Annotated in this window: 19 protein-coding genes; 9 read left to right on the forward strand and 10 right to left on the reverse strand. The window is 48.1% G+C overall.

Annotated elements, in window-relative coordinates:
- Positions 1 to 244: 244 nt before the first annotated feature.
- Together ABXS70_RS26855 and ABXS70_RS26860 are read left to right on the forward strand one after the other, a co-directional pair.
- Positions 245 to 640: a hypothetical protein gene (locus tag ABXS70_RS26855; protein WP_366292241.1), complete on the forward strand. Its 396-nt coding sequence runs from the start codon at positions 245 to 247 to the stop codon at positions 638 to 640.
- Positions 641 to 761: 121 nt separating this feature from the next.
- Positions 762 to 1,892 (forward strand): SGNH/GDSL hydrolase family protein, encoded by a 1,131-nt coding sequence (locus tag ABXS70_RS26860; protein WP_366292243.1) that lies wholly within the window; start codon positions 762 to 764, stop codon positions 1,890 to 1,892.
- Between the two features lie 113 nt (positions 1,893 to 2,005).
- On the opposite strand, the gene ABXS70_RS26865 is transcribed toward ABXS70_RS26860, so the two are convergent.
- The 5 genes from ABXS70_RS26865 to ABXS70_RS26885 all read right to left on the reverse strand — a co-directional run bounded on the left by ABXS70_RS26865 (position 2,006) and on the right by ABXS70_RS26885 (position 6,660).
- Entirely contained in the window at positions 2,006 to 2,566 is a 561-nt protein-coding gene (locus ABXS70_RS26865; protein WP_366292246.1) for a dihydrofolate reductase family protein, read from the reverse strand.
- Positions 2,567 to 2,707: 141 nt separating this feature from the next.
- A complete protein-coding gene (locus ABXS70_RS26870) occupies positions 2,708 to 3,733 on the reverse strand; it encodes a phosphotransferase (RefSeq protein WP_366292249.1) in 1,026 nt (341 codons plus the stop codon).
- Positions 3,730 to 4,803 (reverse strand): ribosome small subunit-dependent GTPase A, encoded by a 1,074-nt coding sequence (gene rsgA, locus ABXS70_RS26875; protein ID WP_366292252.1) that lies wholly within the window; start codon positions 4,801 to 4,803, stop codon positions 3,730 to 3,732. Before rsgA ends, ABXS70_RS26870 begins: the two co-directional genes overlap by 4 nt.
- Positions 4,804 to 5,161: 358 nt before the next feature.
- A complete protein-coding gene (locus ABXS70_RS26880) occupies positions 5,162 to 5,932 on the reverse strand; it encodes a helix-turn-helix transcriptional regulator (protein ID WP_366292255.1) in 771 nt (256 codons plus the stop codon).
- 161 nt (positions 5,933 to 6,093) lie between these two features.
- Positions 6,094 to 6,660, reverse strand: coding sequence for a hypothetical protein (locus tag ABXS70_RS26885; RefSeq protein WP_366292258.1), 567 nt, complete (start codon positions 6,658 to 6,660; stop codon positions 6,094 to 6,096).
- A gap of 190 nt (positions 6,661 to 6,850) precedes the next feature.
- On the opposite strand from ABXS70_RS26885, the gene ABXS70_RS26890 reads away from it, so the two are divergent.
- The 3 genes from ABXS70_RS26890 (at position 6,851) to ABXS70_RS26900 (ending at position 9,089) form a co-directional block, all read left to right on the forward strand.
- Entirely contained in the window at positions 6,851 to 7,765 is a 915-nt protein-coding gene (locus ABXS70_RS26890) for a YafY family protein (protein WP_342553455.1), read from the forward strand.
- A 229-nt stretch (positions 7,766 to 7,994) separates the two neighbouring features.
- Positions 7,995 to 8,267 (forward strand): CD3324 family protein, encoded by a 273-nt coding sequence (locus tag ABXS70_RS26895; protein ID WP_342553454.1) that lies wholly within the window; start codon positions 7,995 to 7,997, stop codon positions 8,265 to 8,267.
- Positions 8,268 to 8,492: 225 nt separating this feature from the next.
- Positions 8,493 to 9,089 (forward strand): hypothetical protein, encoded by a 597-nt coding sequence (locus ABXS70_RS26900; RefSeq protein WP_342553453.1) that lies wholly within the window; start codon positions 8,493 to 8,495, stop codon positions 9,087 to 9,089.
- A 304-nt stretch (positions 9,090 to 9,393) separates the two neighbouring features.
- Here ABXS70_RS26900 and ABXS70_RS26905 read toward each other — a convergent pair whose 3' ends face one another.
- Entirely contained in the window at positions 9,394 to 11,262 is a 1,869-nt protein-coding gene (locus tag ABXS70_RS26905) for an AbfB domain-containing protein (RefSeq protein ID WP_366292263.1), read from the reverse strand.
- Positions 11,263 to 11,519: 257 nt separating this feature from the next.
- Between ABXS70_RS26905 and ABXS70_RS26910 the strand changes: the two genes are divergently transcribed.
- Both ABXS70_RS26910 and ABXS70_RS26915 read left to right on the forward strand, forming a co-directional pair.
- Positions 11,520 to 12,308: a hypothetical protein gene (locus ABXS70_RS26910; RefSeq protein WP_366292265.1), complete on the forward strand. Its 789-nt coding sequence runs from the start codon at positions 11,520 to 11,522 to the stop codon at positions 12,306 to 12,308.
- A gap of 121 nt (positions 12,309 to 12,429) precedes the next feature.
- Positions 12,430 to 13,206: an SDR family oxidoreductase gene (locus ABXS70_RS26915; RefSeq protein ID WP_366292268.1), complete on the forward strand. Its 777-nt coding sequence runs from the start codon at positions 12,430 to 12,432 to the stop codon at positions 13,204 to 13,206.
- 478 nt (positions 13,207 to 13,684) lie between these two features.
- On the opposite strand, the gene ABXS70_RS26920 is transcribed toward ABXS70_RS26915, so the two are convergent.
- Positions 13,685 to 15,667: an ABC transporter substrate-binding protein gene (locus ABXS70_RS26920; RefSeq protein WP_366292271.1), complete on the reverse strand. Its 1,983-nt coding sequence runs from the start codon at positions 15,665 to 15,667 to the stop codon at positions 13,685 to 13,687.
- 238 nt (positions 15,668 to 15,905) lie between these two features.
- Positions 15,906 to 17,351: a DEAD/DEAH box helicase gene (locus ABXS70_RS26925; RefSeq protein ID WP_342553448.1), complete on the reverse strand. Its 1,446-nt coding sequence runs from the start codon at positions 17,349 to 17,351 to the stop codon at positions 15,906 to 15,908.
- A gap of 296 nt (positions 17,352 to 17,647) precedes the next feature.
- Between ABXS70_RS26925 and ABXS70_RS26930 the strand changes: the two genes are divergently transcribed.
- Positions 17,648 to 18,448 (forward strand): hypothetical protein, encoded by an 801-nt coding sequence (locus ABXS70_RS26930; RefSeq protein ID WP_342553447.1) that lies wholly within the window; start codon positions 17,648 to 17,650, stop codon positions 18,446 to 18,448.
- On the opposite strand, the gene ABXS70_RS26935 is transcribed toward ABXS70_RS26930, so the two are convergent.
- Positions 18,440 to 20,755, reverse strand: coding sequence for a 5'-nucleotidase C-terminal domain-containing protein (locus tag ABXS70_RS26935; protein ID WP_366292275.1), 2,316 nt, complete (start codon positions 20,753 to 20,755; stop codon positions 18,440 to 18,442). The two genes, ABXS70_RS26930 and ABXS70_RS26935, sit on opposite strands and share 9 nt — an antisense overlap.
- A gap of 250 nt (positions 20,756 to 21,005) precedes the next feature.
- Between ABXS70_RS26935 and ABXS70_RS26940 the strand changes: the two genes are divergently transcribed.
- Complete coding sequence (locus tag ABXS70_RS26940) at positions 21,006 to 21,968, forward strand: endo-1,4-beta-xylanase (protein ID WP_342553445.1); 963 nt, start codon at positions 21,006 to 21,008, stop codon at positions 21,966 to 21,968.
- Between the two features lie 131 nt (positions 21,969 to 22,099).
- Here the strand turns inward: ABXS70_RS26940 and ABXS70_RS26945 are convergent, their stop codons facing one another.
- Positions 22,100 to 23,440, reverse strand: a complete 1,341-nt coding sequence (locus ABXS70_RS26945; protein WP_342553444.1) for a glycoside hydrolase family 30 protein — start codon at positions 23,438 to 23,440, stop codon at positions 22,100 to 22,102.
- Between the last annotated feature and the right edge of the window lie 172 nt (positions 23,441 to 23,612).

Raw genomic sequence — 23,612 nt, forward strand, 5'->3', positions numbered from 1 at the left:
GCCATCAATGGGATGGAAACAACGTAGGGGAAGTTCAAATGGGATTCTCGATGTGAAATGATCGAGAGTCCCTTTTTGTTTGGAAGCGTACCTGTTCATGAACGGAGTACATCGGATAAAATGAACTTGAACAGGTTGATTTGCAGGGATTCTGGCTGCTGCGCCTAATAGATATAGGAGATCTGGAAGAAGAGAAATTCATCTATAGCGTCAATACATATTACGACCAGGGAGGACATCTTCTATGGAGCGAGCAACTCAGATGGATAAAGTCATCTTTCGAACACATTTGCTGCGTGCGCTTGAAGAGATCCAAAGACGGGATCAGCTGCAGTACGAGGAGATTTATCTGCTCATCGATCCTGTTCACGAGCCAGGCACATCATTGAACGGTGCAGACGAAATGATGCGGCTGGTTGTACTGGCTCCCGACAATGTGGCACACCGGCAGTTCACTGTGGATGAGGCCGTCAATCTCTTATGCTGGCACGCACCGCTGGTCCCTCTATGGATTGATGTATCCTTGGCAGCATCGGAACGGAAGAAGGCAGTATTCCAATTGAGATGCAGCCTGCGTCTGCGCAAACCGACACAGCTGTTTCATGCCGAGACAGGCCACGCCCCGTTCCGCATCGTATAGGCAATGAACAGGAGACATGTACTGTACTGATATATCATTCAAAAACGTTAATAGTGAGACACTCATCAGAATCAGAGCGGAGTGTTGCGTAACACGGATATTATAACAGGAGGTTTTACATATGAAGCTCAGCAGCAATGAAGAATTAGAGATCACTGCCATGTCGAAGGTGCCGCATATGAGAGTGCACGGCAGAACAACGGAAGACCGTTCACCCCTGACTTTATTTTGGACAGGCAGCGCGGTCGAACTTAACGTGCAGGGCTCAGAACTGTGGGTGGAAGTAGAGTCATCATATGATCAGCTTGAGCCCTGGATCAGCGTTATCATTAACGGTGTTCCGGTCAGCCGGCAGATGTTGGTGAGGGGCAGATTCTGGATCTGTATATTCCGCGGCATGAACCCTGATGCAGTAAAAAATGTGCGTATTATTAAGGATGTACAGGCGATGAGTGTTGATCCGGGCTGCAGTCTGCAGTTTCATGCAGTGAAAACAAATGGCACCTTTCTACCGGTGGAAGAGAAGCGGCTTAAAATCGAATTTATTGGAGACAGCATCACTTCGGGTGAGGGAGCGATTGGCGCGAAGACGGAGGAGGACTGGGTCCCGATGTGGTTTAGTGCGCTGCACAACTATACGTTCATGACGGCTGAGGCGTTACACGCGGAGTACCGTGTCATCTCTCAGAGCGGTTGGGGCGTACTGAGCAGTTGGGACAACAACCCGCGCGGTAACATTCCAGAATATTATGAACAGGTCTGCGGCCTGCTGCAGGGTGAACAGAATAAACAACTTGGTGCGCTGGAGCCGCATGAATTCAGCTCTTGGCAGCCGGACGTAATCGTGGTTAATCTCGGCAGTAATGATGATGGCGCATTTCATTCTCCAGCATGGACTGACCCGCTCACCGGACAGGTGTACAAGCAGCGTTTGAATGAAGATGGAACGTATCATGAAGAAGACTTGGCCAAGTTTGAGCAGGCTTCTGTACAATTTCTGATCCAACTGCGGAAAAATAATCCGCAAGCATATATCGTCTGGGCTTATGGCATGCTTGGAGCATCCATGCTGCCCGCGATATACCGTGCGGCTGACACATATAAAAGCCAAACAGCAGATCACCGGGTTTCCATCGTGCAGCTTCCCAATACAACCCTGGAAACGATAGGCGCAAGAACACATCCTGGTGACCTGTCACATCGCAGAGCGGCTGATGTACTAACCGAATGGATTAAAGGAATTCTGAAATAAAATTATTTTGATGCGTGTCTCCATGATAATTTTAAGTCATGGGATAACGAAAGACCGTGCAGCGGGACGCTGTACGGTCTTCTTTTAGTTGTTTTATCGAAACTGATCATCTGTTAACCTGTAATGAAACCTCTGCTTGCAGGGCTGCGCCGCACCTCATAACGAATGGATATGATCTGTCCAAGTGTCTGGGTACGAATCATTCTGAGCAGTGCAGGTGAGGTACCTTTAGGAAATAAGGGGATTCCTTCACCGAGCACCTTCGGTATAATCGCTATCTCAATTTCATCCAACAGCTGTGTTTCCATCACGGATTGAACAAGCAGGCCGCCGCCTATAATCCACACATCTCCCTCGGAAGTCTCTTTGAGCCGGGGAATAAGTGTCTCCACATGCTCGGTTGTGAATTGTACATGCGGTGCAGGCGGCTGCTCTGCGCGGGAAAGGACATAGGCTGGACGATCTGCGTAAGGGAATTCCTCTGATAAGGTAAGAACCTCCTCGTATGTGGAACGTCCCATAACAACGCTCCCTATCGTCTGATAAAATGCGGCATATCCGTTATCTCCTCCGTCACCTTCAACATCAAACAGCCAGTCTACAGAACCGTCCAATCGGGCAATATATCCATCCAGGCTCATAGCAATGTAGAGAATTGTTTTTGAAGCAGTCACGTGTGCATCGCTCCCTTCTTTTGATACCTTTAGGATACCGCATAACTATGACATATCATGTCGTAGTTGGTATGCTGGCTCAAAAATTAAAGGGCAGCATTGACTGCCATCAACAATGCACTATTTCCAACAAGCAATGAATCAGCGGACATTAATCTGCAGCGGACTGTCTTTCAATGCATAGATTTTCTGCAGTATTCGAGCATACGGTTCCTTTGCTTCCACAGCTTCGGCATGGAGATACCCTTCTATAAGTCTGTATCCAAACACGATCAGAATCATCTCGTACACGCAGTGATCAGCGAGTGGGGGAGCATCAGCATACTCCGCAAAACCTTGGTAATACGCAGGAATACAGCGCTGATAGTACTCCACCATATGATCAATATCTGTTTCATCTGCGATCAGGCTGGCCAGATCCTCTCCAAGGTAACCCCATCCGGATGTATCCCAATCAATGAGCGCAATTTTCCCATCGGCATAAAATATATTGGTCACCCAGAAATCCCGGTGGTTCAGCACGACGGGCAGCTGCTCGATTCGGGCAAAGATGTTGTCCGAGTTCTCATCTATATCGATTAGCATTTGCCGGACATGCGGCGGGAAATCACAATTTTCGGAACGGATATAATCATACACAAGCGGCCAGGAGCGATAATAAAGATACGTGTTTTTCATCAGATCGACATGGCTCAAGTTGGTCAGATTCTGCAGCACGGCGGGCTGCTCCGCATACAGTTTGCCATGATAGCGACCTAACTCCAGCGCAGCCTGTTCATACATATCATCGGACAGCTCTAAACCAGTCACCCCATCGATGTATTCCAGCCACAGCTGATATCCAGTCTCTTCATCATTCATTTCTGCATAGTAGCAAACGGGCCAGCGAAAGGTATCCGAGAAGGTCGTTCCGAGATCAGACATGTAGAGATCATATTCTCGGCGCCAGGAGTCAGGGTCATTGTAACGTTCCCATTTCGACTGAATCTTCAGCACGATTTGATAGGGCAGGTTCTGACCATCAGCAGTTTCGGCAGTACCCGTAACCAGACTTACATTCCCTACTGTTCCGCCATGAAGCGTGATAGTGTCATATTCTACTGTGATTACATCTTGTTTAAAATATTGCTTTAACACCTGGTACAGCGTTTCCATCGTCATATTCATTGTTTGCGGCCTCCATTTTTCTTCGCTTGTTTACTCCACATGGCGTTTGTTTTATCTTTCGCTCTTTTGTCGATAAGATAGCTCGATCTGTGCTGCACAAACCTGTTCTCCTGCTGCTGCGATTGATACTGCTCCCATCGTTCACGGGTCAGCGAACCGCTGTTCAGTGCGGAGAGAACAGCGCAGCCAGGCTCGGTCTGGTGACGGCAGTCTGAGAATCGGCATTGGGAGAACAGCTCTTCGATATCAGTGAAGCTTGCGCTTATACCTTCTTCAGCATCAAATAGACCCAACTCGCGCATCCCGGGCGTATCAATAACCATCGCTCCGGAGGGCAGCATGAATAGTTGACGATGTGTTGTGGTATGTCTTCCCCGGCTGTCGCCTTCCCGAATTTCCTGAACTTTCATGACATGTTTTTCGAGTAACACATTGAGCAGTGAGGATTTGCCCACGCCGGACATACCGAGAAAAACAACCGTTTGACCAGGTATCAGATAAGAAGCTAGTTCGTTCAGCCCCAGACCGGAATGACTGCTGATCACGTGAACAGGTACATCGGGTATGCTTTCTTGAACTGCTGCGAGCATGGGAAAATAATCTGCAGCAAGGTCTGCTTTGGTCAGAATAATGACCGGTTGACCACCGCTTTGTCTGGCTTGTGTCAGGTACCTCAAAATACGATTAAGGTTAAAGTCCTGGTTCAGCGAAGTAAGGATGAATACAGTATCGAAATTGGCGGCTACAACCTGTTCCAGTACCGTTTTGGCGTAGCCGGCAGCGTGGCCTGTGTAATCTGCACGTGAGAACTTGGAGCGGCGGGGGAGCACCTTAATGATCAGAGAATCACCGCTTTCGCTGTACCGCAGCAGGACAAAATCACCGACACACGGAAAATCAGTCCGCATATCCGCATGGTAATAAAACGAGCCTTTCAGTAGAGCTGTGACTTCACCTAGTTCAGTCATGACGGTGAAGCGCTCCCGCTGAGATTCTGTGATTCTGCCAGGCAATAACCCATCTAAATTCTCTTCTGTTTCTATATATCCATAAGCTTTCAAATTCATCATTGGTATACAATTAGCTCCTTTAAAGTTGTTTTTGGACGCAAAAATACCGCAGACAAGCAGCCTCTTAAGAAGCTGCTGTTCTGCGGCATCAGGATGCAAAAAAAGATACGACCTTCATCGTATCTTCAAAACAGCAATATTCACGAAAGGTTACTTTGGATGGCATAACAAATAATACGGGAGTTTTCCCGCCTTTTTCAGATATGCCAGCTATTCAGTTTTAAGAACGGACCACCATATCCATATAAGTAGCTGCCATTAAAAACCTCTCCCTTCGTGTAAGGAACTTGCTTATCACTAAGCTGTCTATACAATAACCTGTATTGGAAAATAATTCAATGTTTAATGATGCGGATTTTTATGAATTCCCTACGGTTACGTTCATCGACCCCTGTTTATTGATGATTTGATGAATCATAACGAGCAGCCGAACCGTAAGATCAGCCCGAAAGTTCAGCCGGTATCCACCTCGCACGCGGTCGACAAACCCAAGTTCAATGCATTCTGTAAGGATCTCATCCAGATGTATGGAGTCTGGAAGCTGCTCCCGCAGCATTTCTTCATCTACTGCATAATCCGGCTTCAGATCATCTATATCTCGCAATAAATGAAGTAAAACAAGGCGGACCTCATCAGACAGCAGGTTCAGCGGGAAGCCTGGCTCGCTGCGTAATGTCTCAACAGCTTCTTCCAAGAACGTCGGTGAGGCAATACAAACAAGGCGATCCTTAGCCCAGGCACCCAGCCCTGCTGGCCCAAGGTGAATATGTACAAGAGACGGATGCCCGTCTGAACGAACCGGCAGTGCAGATGCAGGTCCTTCGGTTAGTGTGATCAGCTGCCCAAGAAATTCAATCCGATCGGTTAATTCCAGCTGGTGGAACGTCTCGCGGATTTGAGGAATAAGCGACGTGAGTCCACCTTCGTGTCCCAATAAATAATCCGTCGAGCAGCCAAACGTTTCGGCTAACTTTACAATCAGTGGCAGATCGGGTAAGGAATCGCCATTCTCCCACTTGGACACTGCTTGTGCGGACACGGATAAATGCCTTCCTAACTCCTCCTGAGTCATACTGCTGGACCTCCGAAGCTTTGCAATTTTGGTGCTCATATACTGAAGATTGTTCATTAGAGAAAACCTCCTTCGAAATGTTATCTATAGCATAACGTCTGTTCTTCATCTCGTGTATGGAGGCGTAAGTGACACTTCAACCAACCGTTGATATTTCTATATCTCTGGTTGAGTGATGACGGACTTATTTACTGTGTACTGTCTGCTGTCTCGTGTGTTTAAGAACGAGTGTAGATGATAAATTGCCCCTCGCTTGCAGATTCACTGCCTACCCAGCCTACGGGCATACCCTGATTTTTATATACTTCAAACATTGCTTCAAAATAAGGGTGCGGTTCCCTGCACAGCAGCCGGGCTTTGGCAATCTGATAGAGGTCGCCGCTGATTATATCTGCGAGAAGGTTAACGTACGCAGGCTGCAGGCTTAGTTCATCAGCCAGTCCATCTATTCTTTTCTTCATGATGCCATAAAAGTCATGCGCTTCTTCGTACAGAATAAGTGCTCGTGCAAGAGTTCGCTCTTCCTCACTGGAGGCAGGCGGGATATCTCCGGATGCATCTGCGGTGATGTCCAGCAGAAAATAATAAGGCGGAGCTGCATCTTCATCCTGATAAAACAGCAGGGCTTCTTCTAGATTCATAAACAGACCCGATTTCTCAGAACCTGCTCCATCTACCGCTGTGTTAGGTGCTGCTGAAGAATAAGGGCCCTTCAGCACATCGCCATGCTCAAGGTAATCAATAACCTCACGTACATCTGCTGGAAAGAGTTCTTTGCTGCTCATCGTTGGCTTCAGCTCCCGATATTTAGTCGTGAATGCTCTATATTTCTACATGGGTGTTGGAGGGCCCTGCTTGCATCTCAAACTTATCTCAGGGCCGATGCCCAGATGGGAATTCGTGAAACAGCCCCGATGTGCTACAATTTTCGTGAGACCTAATTTTATTACCTAAAGCGACATAGGTTAAGGTGGGATGATGATGAATCAACGCAGGCTGGCGATGATGCGCCTCATGGATTCCAGACATAAGTTCACGGCACGTGAATTGGCCGAACGGTTCGAGGTCTCGGTGCGAACGATCCAGCGAGATCTGGATGCGCTGCAGGCACTCGGATTTCCCTTATATACGGAGGTTGGAGTAAACGGGGGATACCGGGTGCTTCCAAACCGGATTTTGCCGCCCCTGCAGCTGACACAGCAGGAAGCACTGGGGCTGTTTATGATGCTTGAATATCTGCAGCAGGTTCCTGATTTTCCGTATGGTTCGGTTCGGGAGCATCTGGCGGAGCAGTACTTCTCCACGCTGCCTTCGGATGTACAGGACCGGATTGCAGGGATGAGAGATCATATTGCATTTATGCAGCATCCAGGTGATCATAGCGAGTTCTTAACATCCGAGCTGTTAACGGCTGCTGTTGAGAAGAAAGGCATTGTATTTATGTATCATGCTAGAAGCGGCTGGAAAAAGGTGAGTGTGTATCCTCTGGGTATCTATTATGAACAGGGATATTGGTACATGCCTGCGCGAAATAATGACCGAGTATTGCTGTACCGCGTGGACCGAATGAAGCAGCTTACCGTGCTCGATCAGACGGATGAATCACTGCCTACGCTAAAGGCATGGCTGAAACAGGCAGCGGATCAGGAGGCGGAAGCAGTTGTTCTGCGATTCACCGAATTCGGTGTTAGAATAGCGGCGTCGGATGTGCTGTTCAGAGCGGTGTCCCATCAGGAGTGGCGCGGAATGGTACCTCGAACAGAGTTTGCCTTTACGGCGCGCAGATTGCTTTCTTATGGTCCCGAGGTGGAAGTGGTGTCTCCGCCAGAGCTGCGGGAACAAGTCCGCAATATGCTGCGGCAAAGTTTACACCAGTATCAAGAAGAATAAAGGATTTCGGCTGTTTATGGGGAAATTATGATTAATGAAAGGGGGGCTACCATGATTCGATTCATAATAAATTTGACGACCCGCTCTATGCAGAGTCTACACGAGGACAACGGCGGTTGTTTGCATAGAGCCAGATTCACTTTTCCGCCATCAATGACGTACTAACGTCAGAAGTTTCTCGTACGGCTCTGCTGCCTTAAAGATTACATTTTTTAAGGAGCGGAGTACGATGAAATATGTTAATGCTGATACTATCCTTCCGGAAGAATTGCTGAGAGAAATACAGCGTCATCTTCCCGGCGGATTAATCTACATCCCGAAGCCCAAGGATACCCACAAGAAATGGGGAGAGAAGTCAGGCGGTCGACAGTTGATTCGGTCGCGAAACAACGAGATTCGCGGGCTTCATCGTGAAGGAATCACGATTGATCAGCTTGCAGCACGTTTTTGTTTATCGATCGACAGCATCAAGAAGATCGTATATTGCAAAGATAAACGGTAAAAGGATAAACAAGTAAGTCACATTCGCTCCCCTGGATGTGGCTTTTTGGTGTGCATCCATCGATGGGCCAAAACCATCTTTCGGTTCTCAAATACTAAGTTGGTCAATTAGATCGGCGGGTGCTTATCTCTAAGCTGCCCTATTTCAAGGTCATCCAAAAATTGGACTTATCATTGTGATTATTGGATAATTTAAAGTAATTTGGAGATGAAGGGGGACTTATTTATGGTGCGGAGTTCAGGTTCCATGCTGGCTGTGCTGATCCTTATATCCATCCTCATAATTGGCTGTACCTCAACTGAAACAGCAGAACCTTCCAACCAGACCCCTCCGCCAGTCATGGAGAAACTGAATGATGCTGGCGGGGACAAAGCTGGAGTTGAGGAGCAGCAGCAGGCCTTGGAAATGTCGCTTGATTATAAAACCAAAGAGCTTACGGTGGACGGCAAAGATTATGAAGATACATTAACACCAGAAGGGTTATCAGCCAAAGCGGAATCAATGAGATTATTTCTGACCTCCAGAAATTACGAGTCGTACATAATAAATCGCTATATTAGTTTGCCGCTTCACGCAGCAAGTATCGAAAAAGCGAAGCTGCACCCTGAGAACATACAGGCCAAGATTAAAGATCACAAAAGTGACTGGATCCTTGTAGAATATACACTTGATCTGAAATTTACAGATCAGAAAGGTAAAGAGTACAAGTCCATCCCACTCTCAGGCGATATCACCTTTTTGCAGGATGAGGGAGCATGGCGTATTCAGGATGATACGTACAATATGAAGCCCTTCACAGACATCATTAATAATGCGTTATAATGCGTGCTGTGTAATGTGGAGTTTCTGCATCAAGTCGCCTTTTTGGGACTGGAAATTATGCTTTAATGATCGTGGCATCCGGGGTTTGGATGCGGAAGCAGAAATTGGTGTGAACAGCTGATCAGCATAATCTTGAGCTGAGAAATATGGTCTCAAGCTGAGAAGGCCTCCAATCAGGCGAGTATCACCTGATATAGAGGCTCTTTTCACAGCTATGGTTGGGCCCTTGTCATAAAAATGGGCAGCGTGTGCGGAGAAGTGTAGACGCATTGTATAACATACGGTTTCTATTTGTTTAGGCAACTTAGAAATTCATTCGTGCAAACGTTGCATCACCCTTTGTTGTCGCGCTGCTGGCGGCGTTCACAACATCGAGCTGCAGCACATAATCATAATGCCGAATGTACATTCCAGGCTGGCTGTACGACTGCAGAGAGATTTTGGAGCTGTCGGCCCAGCCGGGGCTGATCAGGAATGTGGCATCTCCTTTGTAAGCGTTGGTATTGGTGAAAGCTTCAAGCACGACATGGTTACTGGCGTCGCGTTTCAGGAAATAACCTGGGTAATTGATCGACTCCAGGGATATACCTATAGAGCTTGCGAGACCCGGTACAGTGCGGAACTGTGCATCTGCAGCAGGCGAAACATTGGCATCAATACGAGCGATATAGTTAGCGTGACGGATTGTTCGATCCGGTACATTGTGTGAAGTGAACTGGCTGTAACCTGCAGCTTCCGGGGTGGATGGACCCAGCATTTTGACTTCATGCAGCGTTGGCGTGTACCAGTTCCCCGGATTGTTCCACAAGACAGCATTGACCATGTTGATTCGCACATAACGGGCGGTGAAATGTACTGCATCTGTGGTAAAGCCATAGGTCAGATTGTTAGTGCGGTCCAAGGTGGAATAATTTACGCCATCGTTACTAATCTCGATTTTATATTTGTAATATCCCTCTGAGCCTTTATACATAAACCACGAAATATCAATCTCCGTAATGGTCTTCGGTGCACCAAAATCAACCTGCCACCACGCAGGCCAGCTGTTGGAGGAAGCCGCCCAATAGGTCTGGTAGCTGCCATCATTGGCAAGAGAAGCAGATGAACCGGAAGCGGTGGAACTGGCGGAAGCTGACTTGCCCTGAGCATGATTGACAAGTGCAGGCAGCGTGACCTGACCGGTAGATGCATCTATACTCCATGTCGTATGCCATTCCAGTGAGGCTGTTCCATTAGCATCATTTAATGTGAGCGGCAGCCAGATATGCTTGTGTTCGCCTAGATTCATTGGATTCCAGCGATCAGCCATATAAATATAAGAGGTGGTGCTGCTCCCCTGAATCGTGGCAATATCATGGATCTGTGAGCCGAAGGCAGAAGGATTGCCATAAGGCGTAAGCGGCGACCATGGTCCGGTCATCGATGTGGCCACAGCGTATGCACCCTGATTTGGATACCAGCCTGCAGCCTGGGAAGTGAAGAGGTAATAGCGGTTTCCTTTTTTCACAACGGCAGGGGCCTCACGGTACGCATTCTCGAACAGCCATCCTTCAAAGGACTGTATCCCCGTATAACTCGAATTCATTTTAAAAATAGCCATCGTATCATTGGCACCCCCATTTTTACGGGAGGCTGTCACCAGATACCCTGTACCGTCCGTGTCCACAAAAACGGTCATGTCACGAGATTCATGATCAAGTGGACGAAAGCTGCCTTCATATGTGAATTTACCATTCGGTGTATTACTTGTGGCTACGGCAACGCGCCCCAGATTGTAATCTGTACCGTTCTCATAGTGTGCCCAGAGCACATACTGCCCTGTCGATGCATTGTAGATGACTTTAGGACGTTCAATCTTGCTGGAGGCCAGTTCGGTCGCGGAGTCTTTGGTCAGGATGGCGTTGCTGAAGGTCCAGTTTTTCAGATCTGTCGAGGTGTAGACGTTCACACTGTCAAACTTGCCCCCCACTGCGTGCTCTCCATACAGATAATACGTGGAGCCTACCTGCAGGATGTTACCGCTGTTCGCATGGATGGGGTTTCCGGCTGTATCAAGCCAATCGGTACCATTGGTAATCGTTACACCCGCCGCACTGGTTCGTTCAGGATGCAGACCAAACAAGGTTAATGTCAGTGTAAAAACCAGAAACCAGACCATCTTTTGTTTTCCCACCACGAACACCTCCATAGAGATTGGAAATAAATATAGCGCTTTCATTTATATTCTAGTTGATTTACAATCTTTGGCAAGTGAACATTTTGATGAGAGATGAACAAAGCAGCAGGCCAGAAGGCAAGAGCAGCAAGAGCGATGACCCGAATGCAAATGAAGCGGAAATGAAGCCAAGGTAGATCGGATGGCGTATACTTCTGTTAGCGTGTTTTTATTTCAAAATAAATCTGGTACAGGGTGCGGGAGGGCTGGTTGTTATGTTGAATCCCTTGTGGTGTGAGGTAAATTCAATAGAGGACTACTTATCAACGATCGAGAGGCTTCCTTACGGGAAGGACGGGTACTATTTTCGCGGAGAAAACGGGCGTTTTGCCTGTCAGAATTCCTGTTTATTGCGCCACACTTTCTCTCGATTACTTCGCGGTAACCCGCAATACTATGTCAATGTCGTGAATGATTATATGCACGATATGGCGGATGAAGCGGGTGTATGGGAACAGGAGCATGTACTGGCATGGTGTCATCAGGAGGGCCAGCCAACGAACCTGCTGGAGCTGACAACCTCTCCGCTGCAGGCTTTATTCTATGCCAGCTTGTATCGAACGAGTGGAAGCCTGAAGCGAGGCCAGGAGATATATGTATATGGATATGCGAAGACGAATACGGTAGATGCAACCCCTTTGATCCTTGAAAATACAAAAATGTCTTCAACCCGTTATAACCTGCTTGAAGATATGAACGATGATCCCCGGTGGAACCGCATGGTTTGGAGTACCGATACCGACAAAGCTATTCCCAAAGAATCACTGCCGGATTTATCCCAATTCCCCTACTTGACCTATGATGTGCCACCCAGACATAGAAACTCGCATCAACCGAGCAGTCTGTATTTCTATCAATTGTTCCAGCTGCAGTCTGCATCGGACTCTGAATTGCCCTATGACCTCATAATGCAGCGATATACGCCCGCAGTAGTCTTTAAGGTGACTGAAGCCGATCGGATTCGGCGGGAGCTCCAGCTTCGCTCAGAGGATATACGGATGTGATCTACGTATGCTGAACGAATTGACCCTGCCGAATATGAGAGCAACATTGTGTATGTCGTCTCATGATATAACTGTCCTGTGCCCGTGACGGGTGCTACTTAATTCAGTAGGGGGATAACGTATGAACGAGACATGCAGAAGACTGGAAGGACAATTGGCTCTGGTCACAGGAGCGAGCAGAGGCATTGGACGCAGTATTGCAATCCGTTTGGCACAGGAGGGCGCATATGTGCTTGTGCACTTCGGGACGCGGCAAGCCGAAGCGGAGCAGGTTGTGCGGCATATTACAGATCATGGTGGACAGGCCCAAGCCATTGGAGCTGATTTACGCACGCTGGGTGGCATTCATGAATTATTTTCCAAGGTTGATGATGCTATTCGGAAGCATGGACGTGACGACAGGCTGGACATTCTGGTAAATAACGCGGGGATCGGGCAGATTCTCGATCTGGAGCAGACGACAGAGGCTTCCTTCGACGAAGTGATGAACATAAATGTAAAAGCTCCCCTGTTTGTAACGCAGCAGGCAGTCCCGCGCCTGCGGGATGGAGGGCGAATCATTAATATTTCTTCTTTTGTTACACGGGTGGCTTCTCCAGGGGTATTTGCCTATAGCATGACGAAGGGAGCGGTGGATACCTTCACAAAGCTGCTGGCAAAAGAGCTGGGAAGTCGCCAGATTACGGTCAATGCAATCCAGCCGGGCATTATTAATACCGAGATGAATGCAGGAACACTCACGAACTCGCAAGGACAGGCATATGCAGCAGGCTTGTCTGTTCTGAACCGCTGGGGAGAGCCAGAGGATGTTGCAGATGTGGCTGCATTTCTTGCTTCAGCGGACAGCCGCTGGGTTACCGGGCAGTGTATTGATGCCAGCGGGGGATCACACCTGTAACATGTGAAGTGTAAGCAAGGATTAGAGAAGGGACCTATCTAGGAGAATTACATTGTAATCGTGGGGCATGCTGTTCGGATGTTCTTCCGGAATAGCACGTAAGAAAAAAGGTGAAATTGCATTGATTATTCAATAACTGTGGCAACAAAAGATCCCCTCTGATTCCATAGTGATGGAGGAGGGGATTTATTCAGCATTCTTGATAATGAATGTACTTGCTTATGAGTATCGCAGGTGCAGACGCTAAGCTAGGTGCGCTAGATAAGTTGGAAACATTCATTTACACGTTAACGGAGAGGACAGAAAAAACCTGGAGAAGCGTAGCGGTCGCCTTTATCACCGGATTTTCCCCTTTGGAAGGGAATCAAAAAAATCTGGGGATAACAGCGATGGGAAGGTTATTCTGTCATCGGAGTGGAAGGTGTAAAACCTTTAGTTCAACTTATATAAATGCGAACACTCAACGATTAGCTGGACGTTATTTGGATGTGTTCAAGAGGGCGTTCTCAATGAATTGCAGCTGCGCCTCCAGAGAGATCGGGTCATTATAGAATGAGCCATCTGCGTTGATGAAATAGACGTGTTTGTTTTTTACAGCAGGAAGTGCCTTCCAGACATTGCTTTCGTATACCACATCAGGGTTACCGTCATCCCATCCCCAGTTGCTTGTGAAAATAAAGTCTCCGGCATATTCAGGCAGCTGCTCCAAGGACAGGCTTGCACCTGCACCTTCCCCGTCAATCAGTTCCTTCTGGATCAGGGAGGGGGCTTTCAGGCCGAATTCTCCATATAGAATCTCCCCGCCTCGTGCACCTTTGTTCCCCCACGCGTAGATTCCTTTGGCATAGGGCTGAAGGATAGATACCGTCTGATCGCCAACGACCGCTTGAATCTGTGGTTTAACTTTGGCAATTTTGGCATTCCACTGGTCTATCCAAGCCTGGGCTTCCTTCTCTTTGCCCGTCAGCTTACCGAATTCCAGCAATAATTTCTGGGGATTCGCCGCACCATATTTCAGACTCACGACAGGAGCAATCTGGGACAAGGCTTCATACTGGTTGTCCACCAGATAGTCATACGTGATGATCAGATCGGGTTCCAGATTTAGTATGGCTTCCGCATTACTACCTTCCCCCAGATCGACAATGCCTTCCAGCATGCCTTTATGATAAGGATTTCGCATCGCATCATATGTCGATGCTACCGGCTTGACCCCCAGCACCAGTAAATTACCGATGGCACTGCCCGTCAGATCGACAATTCGCTGTGGATGGGCGGGAATGGTGATCGTTCCTCTGCTATCGGTATAGGTCTGAGTCGCTGTTGTGGCTGTCTCGGCTGCTGGAGCCGGCTTTTGTTGAGATATGCCGGATTCTGCTGTTGTACCTGTTCCGGCGTTGTTCGTGGCAGTTGGTCCGCCGGCACATGCCGAGAGAATCATGGTGAAGCACAAGAGCAATGCCGCTGTGGCGATGGATGATGATCGTTTTGTCTTAACCATGGATAAACCTCCGCTTGGATGTAAATGAGAATCGTAATCAATGAAACTATAGCATTGGGTTCCAGTGGCAACAAGGGCAGATCGGGTACGCACCTTGGGCAAATCCGGTATGAAGCTTCCGTTCTGAGCAATAACTGCCCGGTACTGGGTGGGAGTTACGCCATATACTTTTTTGAAACTGCGGCTCAACGTATGGGCATCTGGGTATCCGACGAGTTCAGCGATCTCCTGAAGTGGCGTGTCTGCGTGTGTTAGCATTCGGGCAGCCTGTTGTATGCGAATAATTGCTAGAAGCCGGATGGGGCTTTCCTTTACACGAGATTTGAACAGTTTGGTCAGATAGCTGATGCTGCAATCGAACAGGTCTGCCAGAGATTGCAGCGTGATGGGTTCCATGTAATGCTGTTCCATATAATGTATCACTTGGGCTGGCAGATCAGGAGGGACGGGGTTGATACCTTGCTGCTTCATCTGTGAGAGAAGGGCGTGAACAAACGAATAGAACAGCGCTCGTGCCTGTAACTGATGGAGTCTGTCCTGTATCGTCCAGTGCTCATACATATCTTCCAGCTTGCGCAGTAGTGAAATGGGATATTGCGGGAGGAACGCACACTGATGCAGGAAGGGACTATCGGGCAGCGGTCGTTTCTTCAGAGGATGAGAAGCGGGTAACATTAGAATAGCTCTGTACAGAATTAAATAATATTCAAACCGCTCTTCTGCGGTAATATTTAATAAAGCTCCCCGGCCTCCTTGAAGGACATGGAATCGTCTCAGAGTATACACGTTGTGGTCTAGCTGTAATGTGGCATGACCATCCAGCACATATACAAATGCATGTGCCGGGAGTTGATAACGTTGCAGGTTCTCTCCTGGCTCCAGCACGGCAAGCCGAATATCCATGACCTGGATTGAAGCATAATTCCACCAATAGATGTGATCGTCTAGTGTAAGGGTCATCTGTACCATCCTCCTACCATGAGGGCATTTCTTATATTATATTGATAATGATTCTCAACGTAAAGAGCAGACAAGGGATAACGGGCCACTGGAGACCTGTTATCCCTTGCTCTATAACTGGTTGATGAGGCACATTCCTACTGGGTATGATCTTTCTATCTGTCACCAGAGTTTGCATATTTACCCTCGTATTGAGATTGCATAGCTGCCTTTGGTTTGATTATGCGATGGGATCTGCCTATTTGCGGCCTTTACGCACCTTGAGCTGCATGCGCTTGATCGTAGTATGCTGCATGACTTCCAGCACGAGAGGACCTTTGCCGTTCAGAATCTCCACATCGGTTACGTTATCCAGAATGGTAATAATTCCGATATCGTCTGCGCTTACGCCCTCAATCTTGGCAATCGTGCCTACAAAATCGACTGCACGAAGTTTCTTCTTCTTGCCTCCGTTGAAGTTCAGCTTCATGATCTGCTGGTTCAACTGCTCACGCTTGTCCTTTTTACGTTCAGGCACAATTTTGAGCCGTTTCTCAAACTCTTCTCTGCGGCGATCGACCGCTTCCTCGGAAGGGGCCTTCATAACCGGGATTTCGAATCCAATATACGATTCAATCTCTGCAAGACGTCTGCCATCCTTTGGGGTTACCAAGGTGAAGGCTCTGCCTGTTTTACCTGCACGGCCCGTACGGCCTGTACGGTGCACATAGCTTTCTTTTTCGAGAGGGATATCATAATTGATTACATGGGTGATGTTCGTGATGTCGATTCCGCGCGCAGCAACGTCAGTGGCGATCAGATAACGGAATTGTCCGCGCCGGAAAGCATTCATTACTTCAATCCGTTCATCCTGCTCCATGCCGCCGTGTATACGATCAGCGGGATAATCGAGGTCAGCCATGACCCGGAACAGTTTATCCACATTATCTTGTGTCCGGCAGAATACAATGCAGCTGTCCGGGTTTTCCGTAATAAGCAAATCCTGCAGCAGCGCAGTTTTATTCACTTCCGAAGTGTGAATTACGGCATGTTCGATCGTGGCTGTGGTCAGTCCACTGGCCTTGATCTCGATCTCTACAGGTGTGTTCATATACTGCCGTGACAGCTTCGCTACATCTTCCGGGAACGTTGCGGAGAACAGCATCGTTGTACGCTCTTTCGGGAGAGCCTGAATAATGGCCTGTACTGTCTCGATAAAGCCCATGTTCAGCATCTCGTCTGCTTCATCAATGACCAGATAAGCGATGCGGTCCAGCGGCAGTGTGCCCCGTTCAATATGATCCAGAACCCGGCCTGGTGTACCGACAGCCACATGGGTTCGCTGCTTCAGCTCGGCCTTTTGAATGTGAAAAGGAGATTGTCCATATAGTGCGGTGGCTTTAATCCGCTTAAAGCGCCCGATGTTGGTAATGTCCTCATTGACCTGCAGGGCCAGCTCTCGTGTTGGAGTCAGAATCAGAGCCTGCGGTTTATTTTCGTTCCAGTCCACCAATTCGCAGAGCGGAATGCCGTATGCGGCTGTTTTGCCGCTGCCCGTCTGTGATTTCACCACAAGATCCTGATTCTCCAGTGCGACAGGAATGACCCGGGTCTGAACTTCTGTAGGATTCTCGTAGCCCAGGCTGTCCAGTGCTCGGACAATCTCTTCGCCCAAGCCGTAATCTTTAAAATGCTGCTTACTCATCGTTTACCTCTTTTGCGTTTAGTTTGGAATGCTTACAACTGCGCCCATGATACTGGTCCAGCAGCATCTGTCATCTTCTCTTACTACTTACAAGCATTACACCGTACATGTATCATATACTTGCCTTATTATACCTTATGTACGAGAGATGCATATGGTAATTCACAAATCCAGCGTGCTGGCGGAGTTAAAATGAAAAGAAACTTGGCAGCATGCCGTTCATATATACAGTGCAGCGTTCCACGTGAAACGTTTTGTATCATTTTCAAGAATGCAGTGTGGGAGGAGATACAAATTTGGATATAAGAATTAAGCGAGTGTGGGTGCAGATTGTATGGTCAGCCTTGCTGCTTATGATGTTTACGGTGACTTTAACAGCCTGCAGCACTGCTGCTTTCAAATCACCTCAAGGGGCAGAGCCGAGCAGGTTATCAGCGGAGCGGATACAGGAACTGCGCGATCAATACCCGGTGTACTCCGGTGTTCCGCCATTAATCAACATGAGGGAAGTAAGCTTTCGTGAGATCATGAATTATGCCGATGCAGTTATTGTGGCCGAGGTGATCGGAGACCACCCCCCTTTTAGCGTAGAATTGACTGCAGAGCCAGGCACTTCTGAAGGAGCACTTGCCGAGAAACAGCGAAATCAGGGATTAAGTCCGGATGAACCGGAATTTACAGCCTATCAGGTAAAAGTGCTTGAAGTTGTAAGCGGAGAAGATGTACCCGAAAATACGTTTCTGTTCTACAATGCGGTGTTTGCAGGTATAGAACCGGAGCTTAAACCGGGAATGAGAATAGTTACTGCGGTGGGCAAAGGTACAGCGGGCGGGCAGATCGGAGGATATTCATTCAGCCGTTCCGGCACATACTATATCGTGGATGAGGACTATGTGCTTGCAGCGTATGAAGGCCAAACAGAGGATGTGCGTGATTTTACGGATCAAACGAATGGCATTCGGCTCGGTGCGATGATGCGTATAATCAAGGATATAGGCCGGGAGGCTGCGTCAAACGATAGGCCGCACCCAAGAGGGCGATGCCATCCCATCGTCACTTGGGTGCATCGCCCTTCATATATCCAGCGGTTACTTTAGAATGCTTACATACTTGCCGTATACGTATGCTGTTCTTCCATCCAGCTTCACTTTGACCCAGCCGTAATCATGGTCTGTACTGATGACATCAAGCATCGTGCCTTTTGGTACGGAAGTGATAACTTTGGCCTTCGATGAAGCGCCTGCACGTACGTTCAGGTAATTAGCAGTAACCTTGGCTTGTTTGGCAGGAGTCTTGTTCCCCGGTTTGCCTGGTTTTACGGTGTCTGGCTTCGATGTTCCTGGCGATGTTTCCGGTTTTGGTGCTGGCTTCGGTTTCTCTGGAGCAGTAGGATTCCCAGGAGCAGGTGCAGCCGCATCGTCTTCACTGCCAGTATCATTACCAGCTGCTGTCTTGCGGGCTTTGTTCAACTGCTGATAGAATGTGCCTTTCGTTGGCACACTTTTGAACTGAGCCGCATCTACCCCTGCTTTGGAGGACAACGCTTCGATCTCTTCTGCAGTGACAGCATCCAAAATATTAATGGAGGCAATGTTGGTGTATTTGCCATCTTCCGTGGTTGGCACAGACAGGATGCCATCATTGATGAGTTCCACAACATCTGCACGTTCCGGTGCAGTCAGGTCAACGCCCGTAATTTTCCAATTGTGCTGTATCTTCGGTTCATATACACCTTTCATCACATCTTTCAAATAAGCAATAGAGAGATTGCGAATGGTGCCTTGAATTTCACCGAACGCTGCAGCGTCCTTGGAAGACCAGAGCTGCTTGAACTTGCGTCCTTCGAGTGCTCCTCCTTTGGCAATCAGCGCTTCCATTCGGTATGCATTCATGCCGAGTTTGAGCGTATCCTCTGCCAGAACCGTTTTTCCGTCACTGTATTTCAAGTCCGTAATCCGGCTGCCATACGGCTTGGTCAGATCAATCTCATACGTTACACCGCCGAAGAAGTCATCGGTGCTGTATTTGGAAGCGCGGCGCTTCGGATCAAAGCTGATGGTGACATCTCCGGGCCGTGTAGAATTAAAGTACCCCGCAGACCATTCCATATAATCTTTCAGATCACGTCCGGTCACTTCATATACGGTAACTTCACCAAAGGTGTATTGATAGTTGAATGCAATATCCTTTTTCTTGATTGGGCCAACGTCCAGCCTTGCTTTGTCATTATCGATCTGATGGGCAACGACATCGGCATCACTGTAATGGAGCATGACTTCGGTGAAAAAATCGGAAAGCGGCGTTTCCTGGATCTGTACGGCAGGTATACCTTTAATTTCATCCGCAGGGACCAGGTTGATTCCTTTCAACTCGGCCACTTCAATGTTGGCATCGGCACGCGCGAACTCGTGGAACGGGTGCAGTGTTTTTTCGAGCGAAGGATCGGAGACCTCATACGTACCATCGGCTTTTTTGACAGCAAGTGCTTTGGCTTCCTTGCTTTTCAGCGCGATCTTGCCGTCCTCTTTGGTAAACTTCAGGTCAATGCGTGACATATGTGTACCGTATTTATTCGGTTCAGAGATCAATACGCCGTTAACCGTCTGGGATTCGATCAGCTGATGCATATGTCCGGCGAAAATAGCAGCCAGCTCCGGGTTGGCATTGGCGATATCCGTTACTCCGGTACCCGGATTACCGTTCTCGTTATCCAGTCCCATATGCATCAGGCCAACCATTACGTCCACTTTGCCTTTCAGCTCGGCAATGGCTTTGCGCGTCTCTTCGACCGGGTCTTTGACAATGACACCATCCAGATGGTCTGTTCCTTTCTCGAACTCGGTGATCATCGGGGTGTTCATGCCGATCACGCCCACTTTGATGCCGTCCCGCTCTATAATGGTATATGCAGGCATGTACCTGTCACCATTTTCTTTGAAAATGTTACCGACAAGCGCCTGACCTTTGAACTGTGAAGAGATTTTCTCCAGCACGTCCAGGCCAAAGTTGAACTCATGATTTCCCATAACCCAGGCATCATAGTTCATCTCGTTCATGGCAACCATCATCGGAGATTTGGGTTGATCATTAAACAGTTCAGCAGAGTTATCCTGAATCATATCTCCCGCATCCAGCAGGATGGTGTTCGGATTCTCGGAGCGAACCTTCTTCACCATCGTATAGAGCTGTGTCATGCTGCCTGCCGGGTTGGGACCGTCTAATGCATAATCCCATGGCATGAACCGGCCATGAATATCAGACGTACCAAGCAGGGTGATTGTTGTTTCCTGATCTGCTGCAGCCGCTTGAGCGCTTTCAGAAGCAAGCGGGGTGAGCAGCAGGGAAGCACCTAACAGAATGGATAAAGACCAGCTGGCGAAACGTTTCAAACGATGTGTGCGCATGTGTAATCTCCCTTGTGTTCTAATGTGTGTGTGTTGTATGTATCATTCCATACTAGAGAAACGTCAACGGAATGTAAACGCTCATGTCATATTTGTGTTCGAAATAGTTGAACGATGAAAAGGAGAAAAGCAATACAAAGTATACTTTCCTAAGTAAATAGTATGATTTATATGTGTATAAAACCAAAATTATCCATTATGATGTCCTTGTAAGCGCTTTATAAAATATACCCAACCAAGGAGGAATATTATGTTGAAGACCAAATGGTTTAAGACGGTAGGTACGCTTGCTCTGGCAGGTGTACTGGCTGCGTCGGTCGCGGTGGGCAGTGTCAGTGCCGGATTGGCCAAAGGTAGTAAATTCCTGGGGAATATTATAGCCAGCCAGGTACCGAACAATTTCAGTCCGTACTGGAACCAGGTAACGCCAGAGAATTCCACGAAGTGGGGGGCGGTAGAAGGTACGCGTAATGTGATGAACTGGGGCCAGGCAGATATGGCTTACAACTATGCAAAAAACAATAAAATGCCTTTCAAATTCCATACCCTTGTTTGGGGAAATCAGGCACCTAACTGGATTAATGGCCTCTCTGCTAATGATCAGAGAGCCGAAGTGCTTCAGTGGATTCGTGCTGCAGGACAGCGGTACTCCCAAGCGGAGTTTGTCGATGTCGTCAATGAACCGCTGCATGCGAAGCCATCTTTCAAAAACGCGATTGGTGGAGATGGACAAACCGGCTGGGATTGGGTGATCTGGTCATTCGAGCAGGCAAGACAAGCCTTCCCGAATTCCAAATTGCTGATCAATGAATACGGCATTATCGGTGATCCTCCGAAAGCAGATCAATATATCCAGATTATCAACATCCTGAAAAGCAGAGGCCTTGTTGATGGCATCGGTATTCAAGCGCACTACTTCAATATGGACAACGTATCTGTGAACACGATGAACACGGTTCTGAACAAACTGCAAGCTACAGGCCTTCCAGTGTATGTATCCGAGCTGGACATGACTGGCGATGACAATACCCAGCTGCAGCGTTACCAACAAAAATTCCCGGTACTGTGGAAGCACCCGGCCGTTAAAGGTGTTACGCTGTGGGGTTACAACGAAAACCAAACTTGGACTAGTGGTTCCCACCTGGTAAGAAGCAACGGAACAGAGCGTCCTGCAATGCAGTGGCTGAAAAACTACCTGGCGAACAATCCTTAAACCTGAGTAGAACCATTTCTACCGCTCAATATCTAAAATCAGTTAATCCCCTTATCCCCCAAGAGCCTGTCCCGTTAGATTCGGGACAGGCTCTTCTTTAGCATACCTATGCAGTAATACAGAACGAGGATTCAGTCCGCTGTAATCACCATACTGTTAAAGGAATCGGCTTCTAACTGCACGTGAATCGTCTGTCCTTCGGCGAACGTCAAGTGAAGATCACGGCGATCCGGGAACGGATTGTTAACTATGATGACGAGACTATTATCCGGGTTGCGGAAGGCAACAGCTTTGCCGCTCCATGCGCCAGAGAGACCCAGCCGGCGAGCACCGTTAACGATATGATGAGCAAAATGTTTCATGACATAATACTCTGGATTACGAGTAATCTCCCTATTCGCAGGATCAACGGTAATCATAGAATTCTGCTCCCAGCCCCAAGTACTGCGTCCTTTCGGCTCCAGCACCATATTCCAGTAAATATAGGCATTAACGCCGTTAGTAAAATAGTGCTGGTACAGGTTATATACATGCTTGGCATAGTTCCACGAGTTATTACCATCCCCGCATTCATTCTCCGTCTGCATGTAGCGAAGCTCCGGGTAACTTGCCGCGGTACGTTGGATGGCATGTTTACCTGCCCATTGATACCCGACCCCTTTGATGTAGGAATAGGCTTTTGGATCACTCAGCACGAGTCCGGCGTATTCATCGAAACCGGTTGTTTTCTTTTTCATCAGTTCTTCCCAAGGATCAGGCGCATTGATCGTACCCAGCCATATTTCGGTGTCCAGACCATGTTTGTCAAAAGCAGGCCCCAGATAATCAGCGATAAATTCGCGCAGCTGCTCGCCTGTCCACATGCAGGAAGGGAACTTCTGATCTGCGATGACTTCATTCTGCACATGTACCTGATGAATTGTAATGCCTGCCTCGCGGTAGGCCTCTACAAACTTCACAAAGTACAGGGCGTAAGCCTCCAGGATCTCCTTTTCCCAGCGCAGTGTGCCGTAGTTATACGCTTTGGGGAACTTCATCCAGGTGGGCGGACTCCAAGGTGATGCGAACAGCTGCAGGTCCGGGTTATAACGCAAGGCTTCCTTAATGTAAGGAATCAGATATTTGAAATCTCGCTCAATGGAAAAATGGTCCATAGCCACATCGCCGTCTACCTCGTTGTGGCTGTACCACTGCTCTGCGTAATCACTTGCGCCAATAGGCAGGCGGCAGATGGTAAACCGATGCTCCCCTTCCGGGTGGAACAGGGAATGCAGCACCTCGTGCCGCTGTTCCTCACTTAAATGAGCGAGAGCCAAATATCCAAGTTCGTTGAAGCAGCCGCCGAACCCTTCGACAAGCTGATGCTGCTCTCCGGTCAGCGCTAAGTTAGCGTTTTCATTTGTAAGTACAGCAGCTAGTTCATTCCATGGATTTGCTGGTGTAGTAGAATATCCATTAAACGTATATGTCATATGATGCTCCTCCTTGTTGGTCCCTCAGCAGCCTTTTTGATTATGTTCAGTATATCAACTTCCATCCTAAAAGCAGATGTGCTAAACCGTGCAATATTTACCCTAATCCAATATAGTCAGCTTCGAACTTGAATGAATGTGGAATGATGAGAACCACGCCATTACGCATACA

This window comes from Paenibacillus sp. AN1007 (assembly GCF_040702995.1).
Lineage (GTDB): Bacteria > Bacillota > Bacilli > Paenibacillales > Paenibacillaceae > Paenibacillus.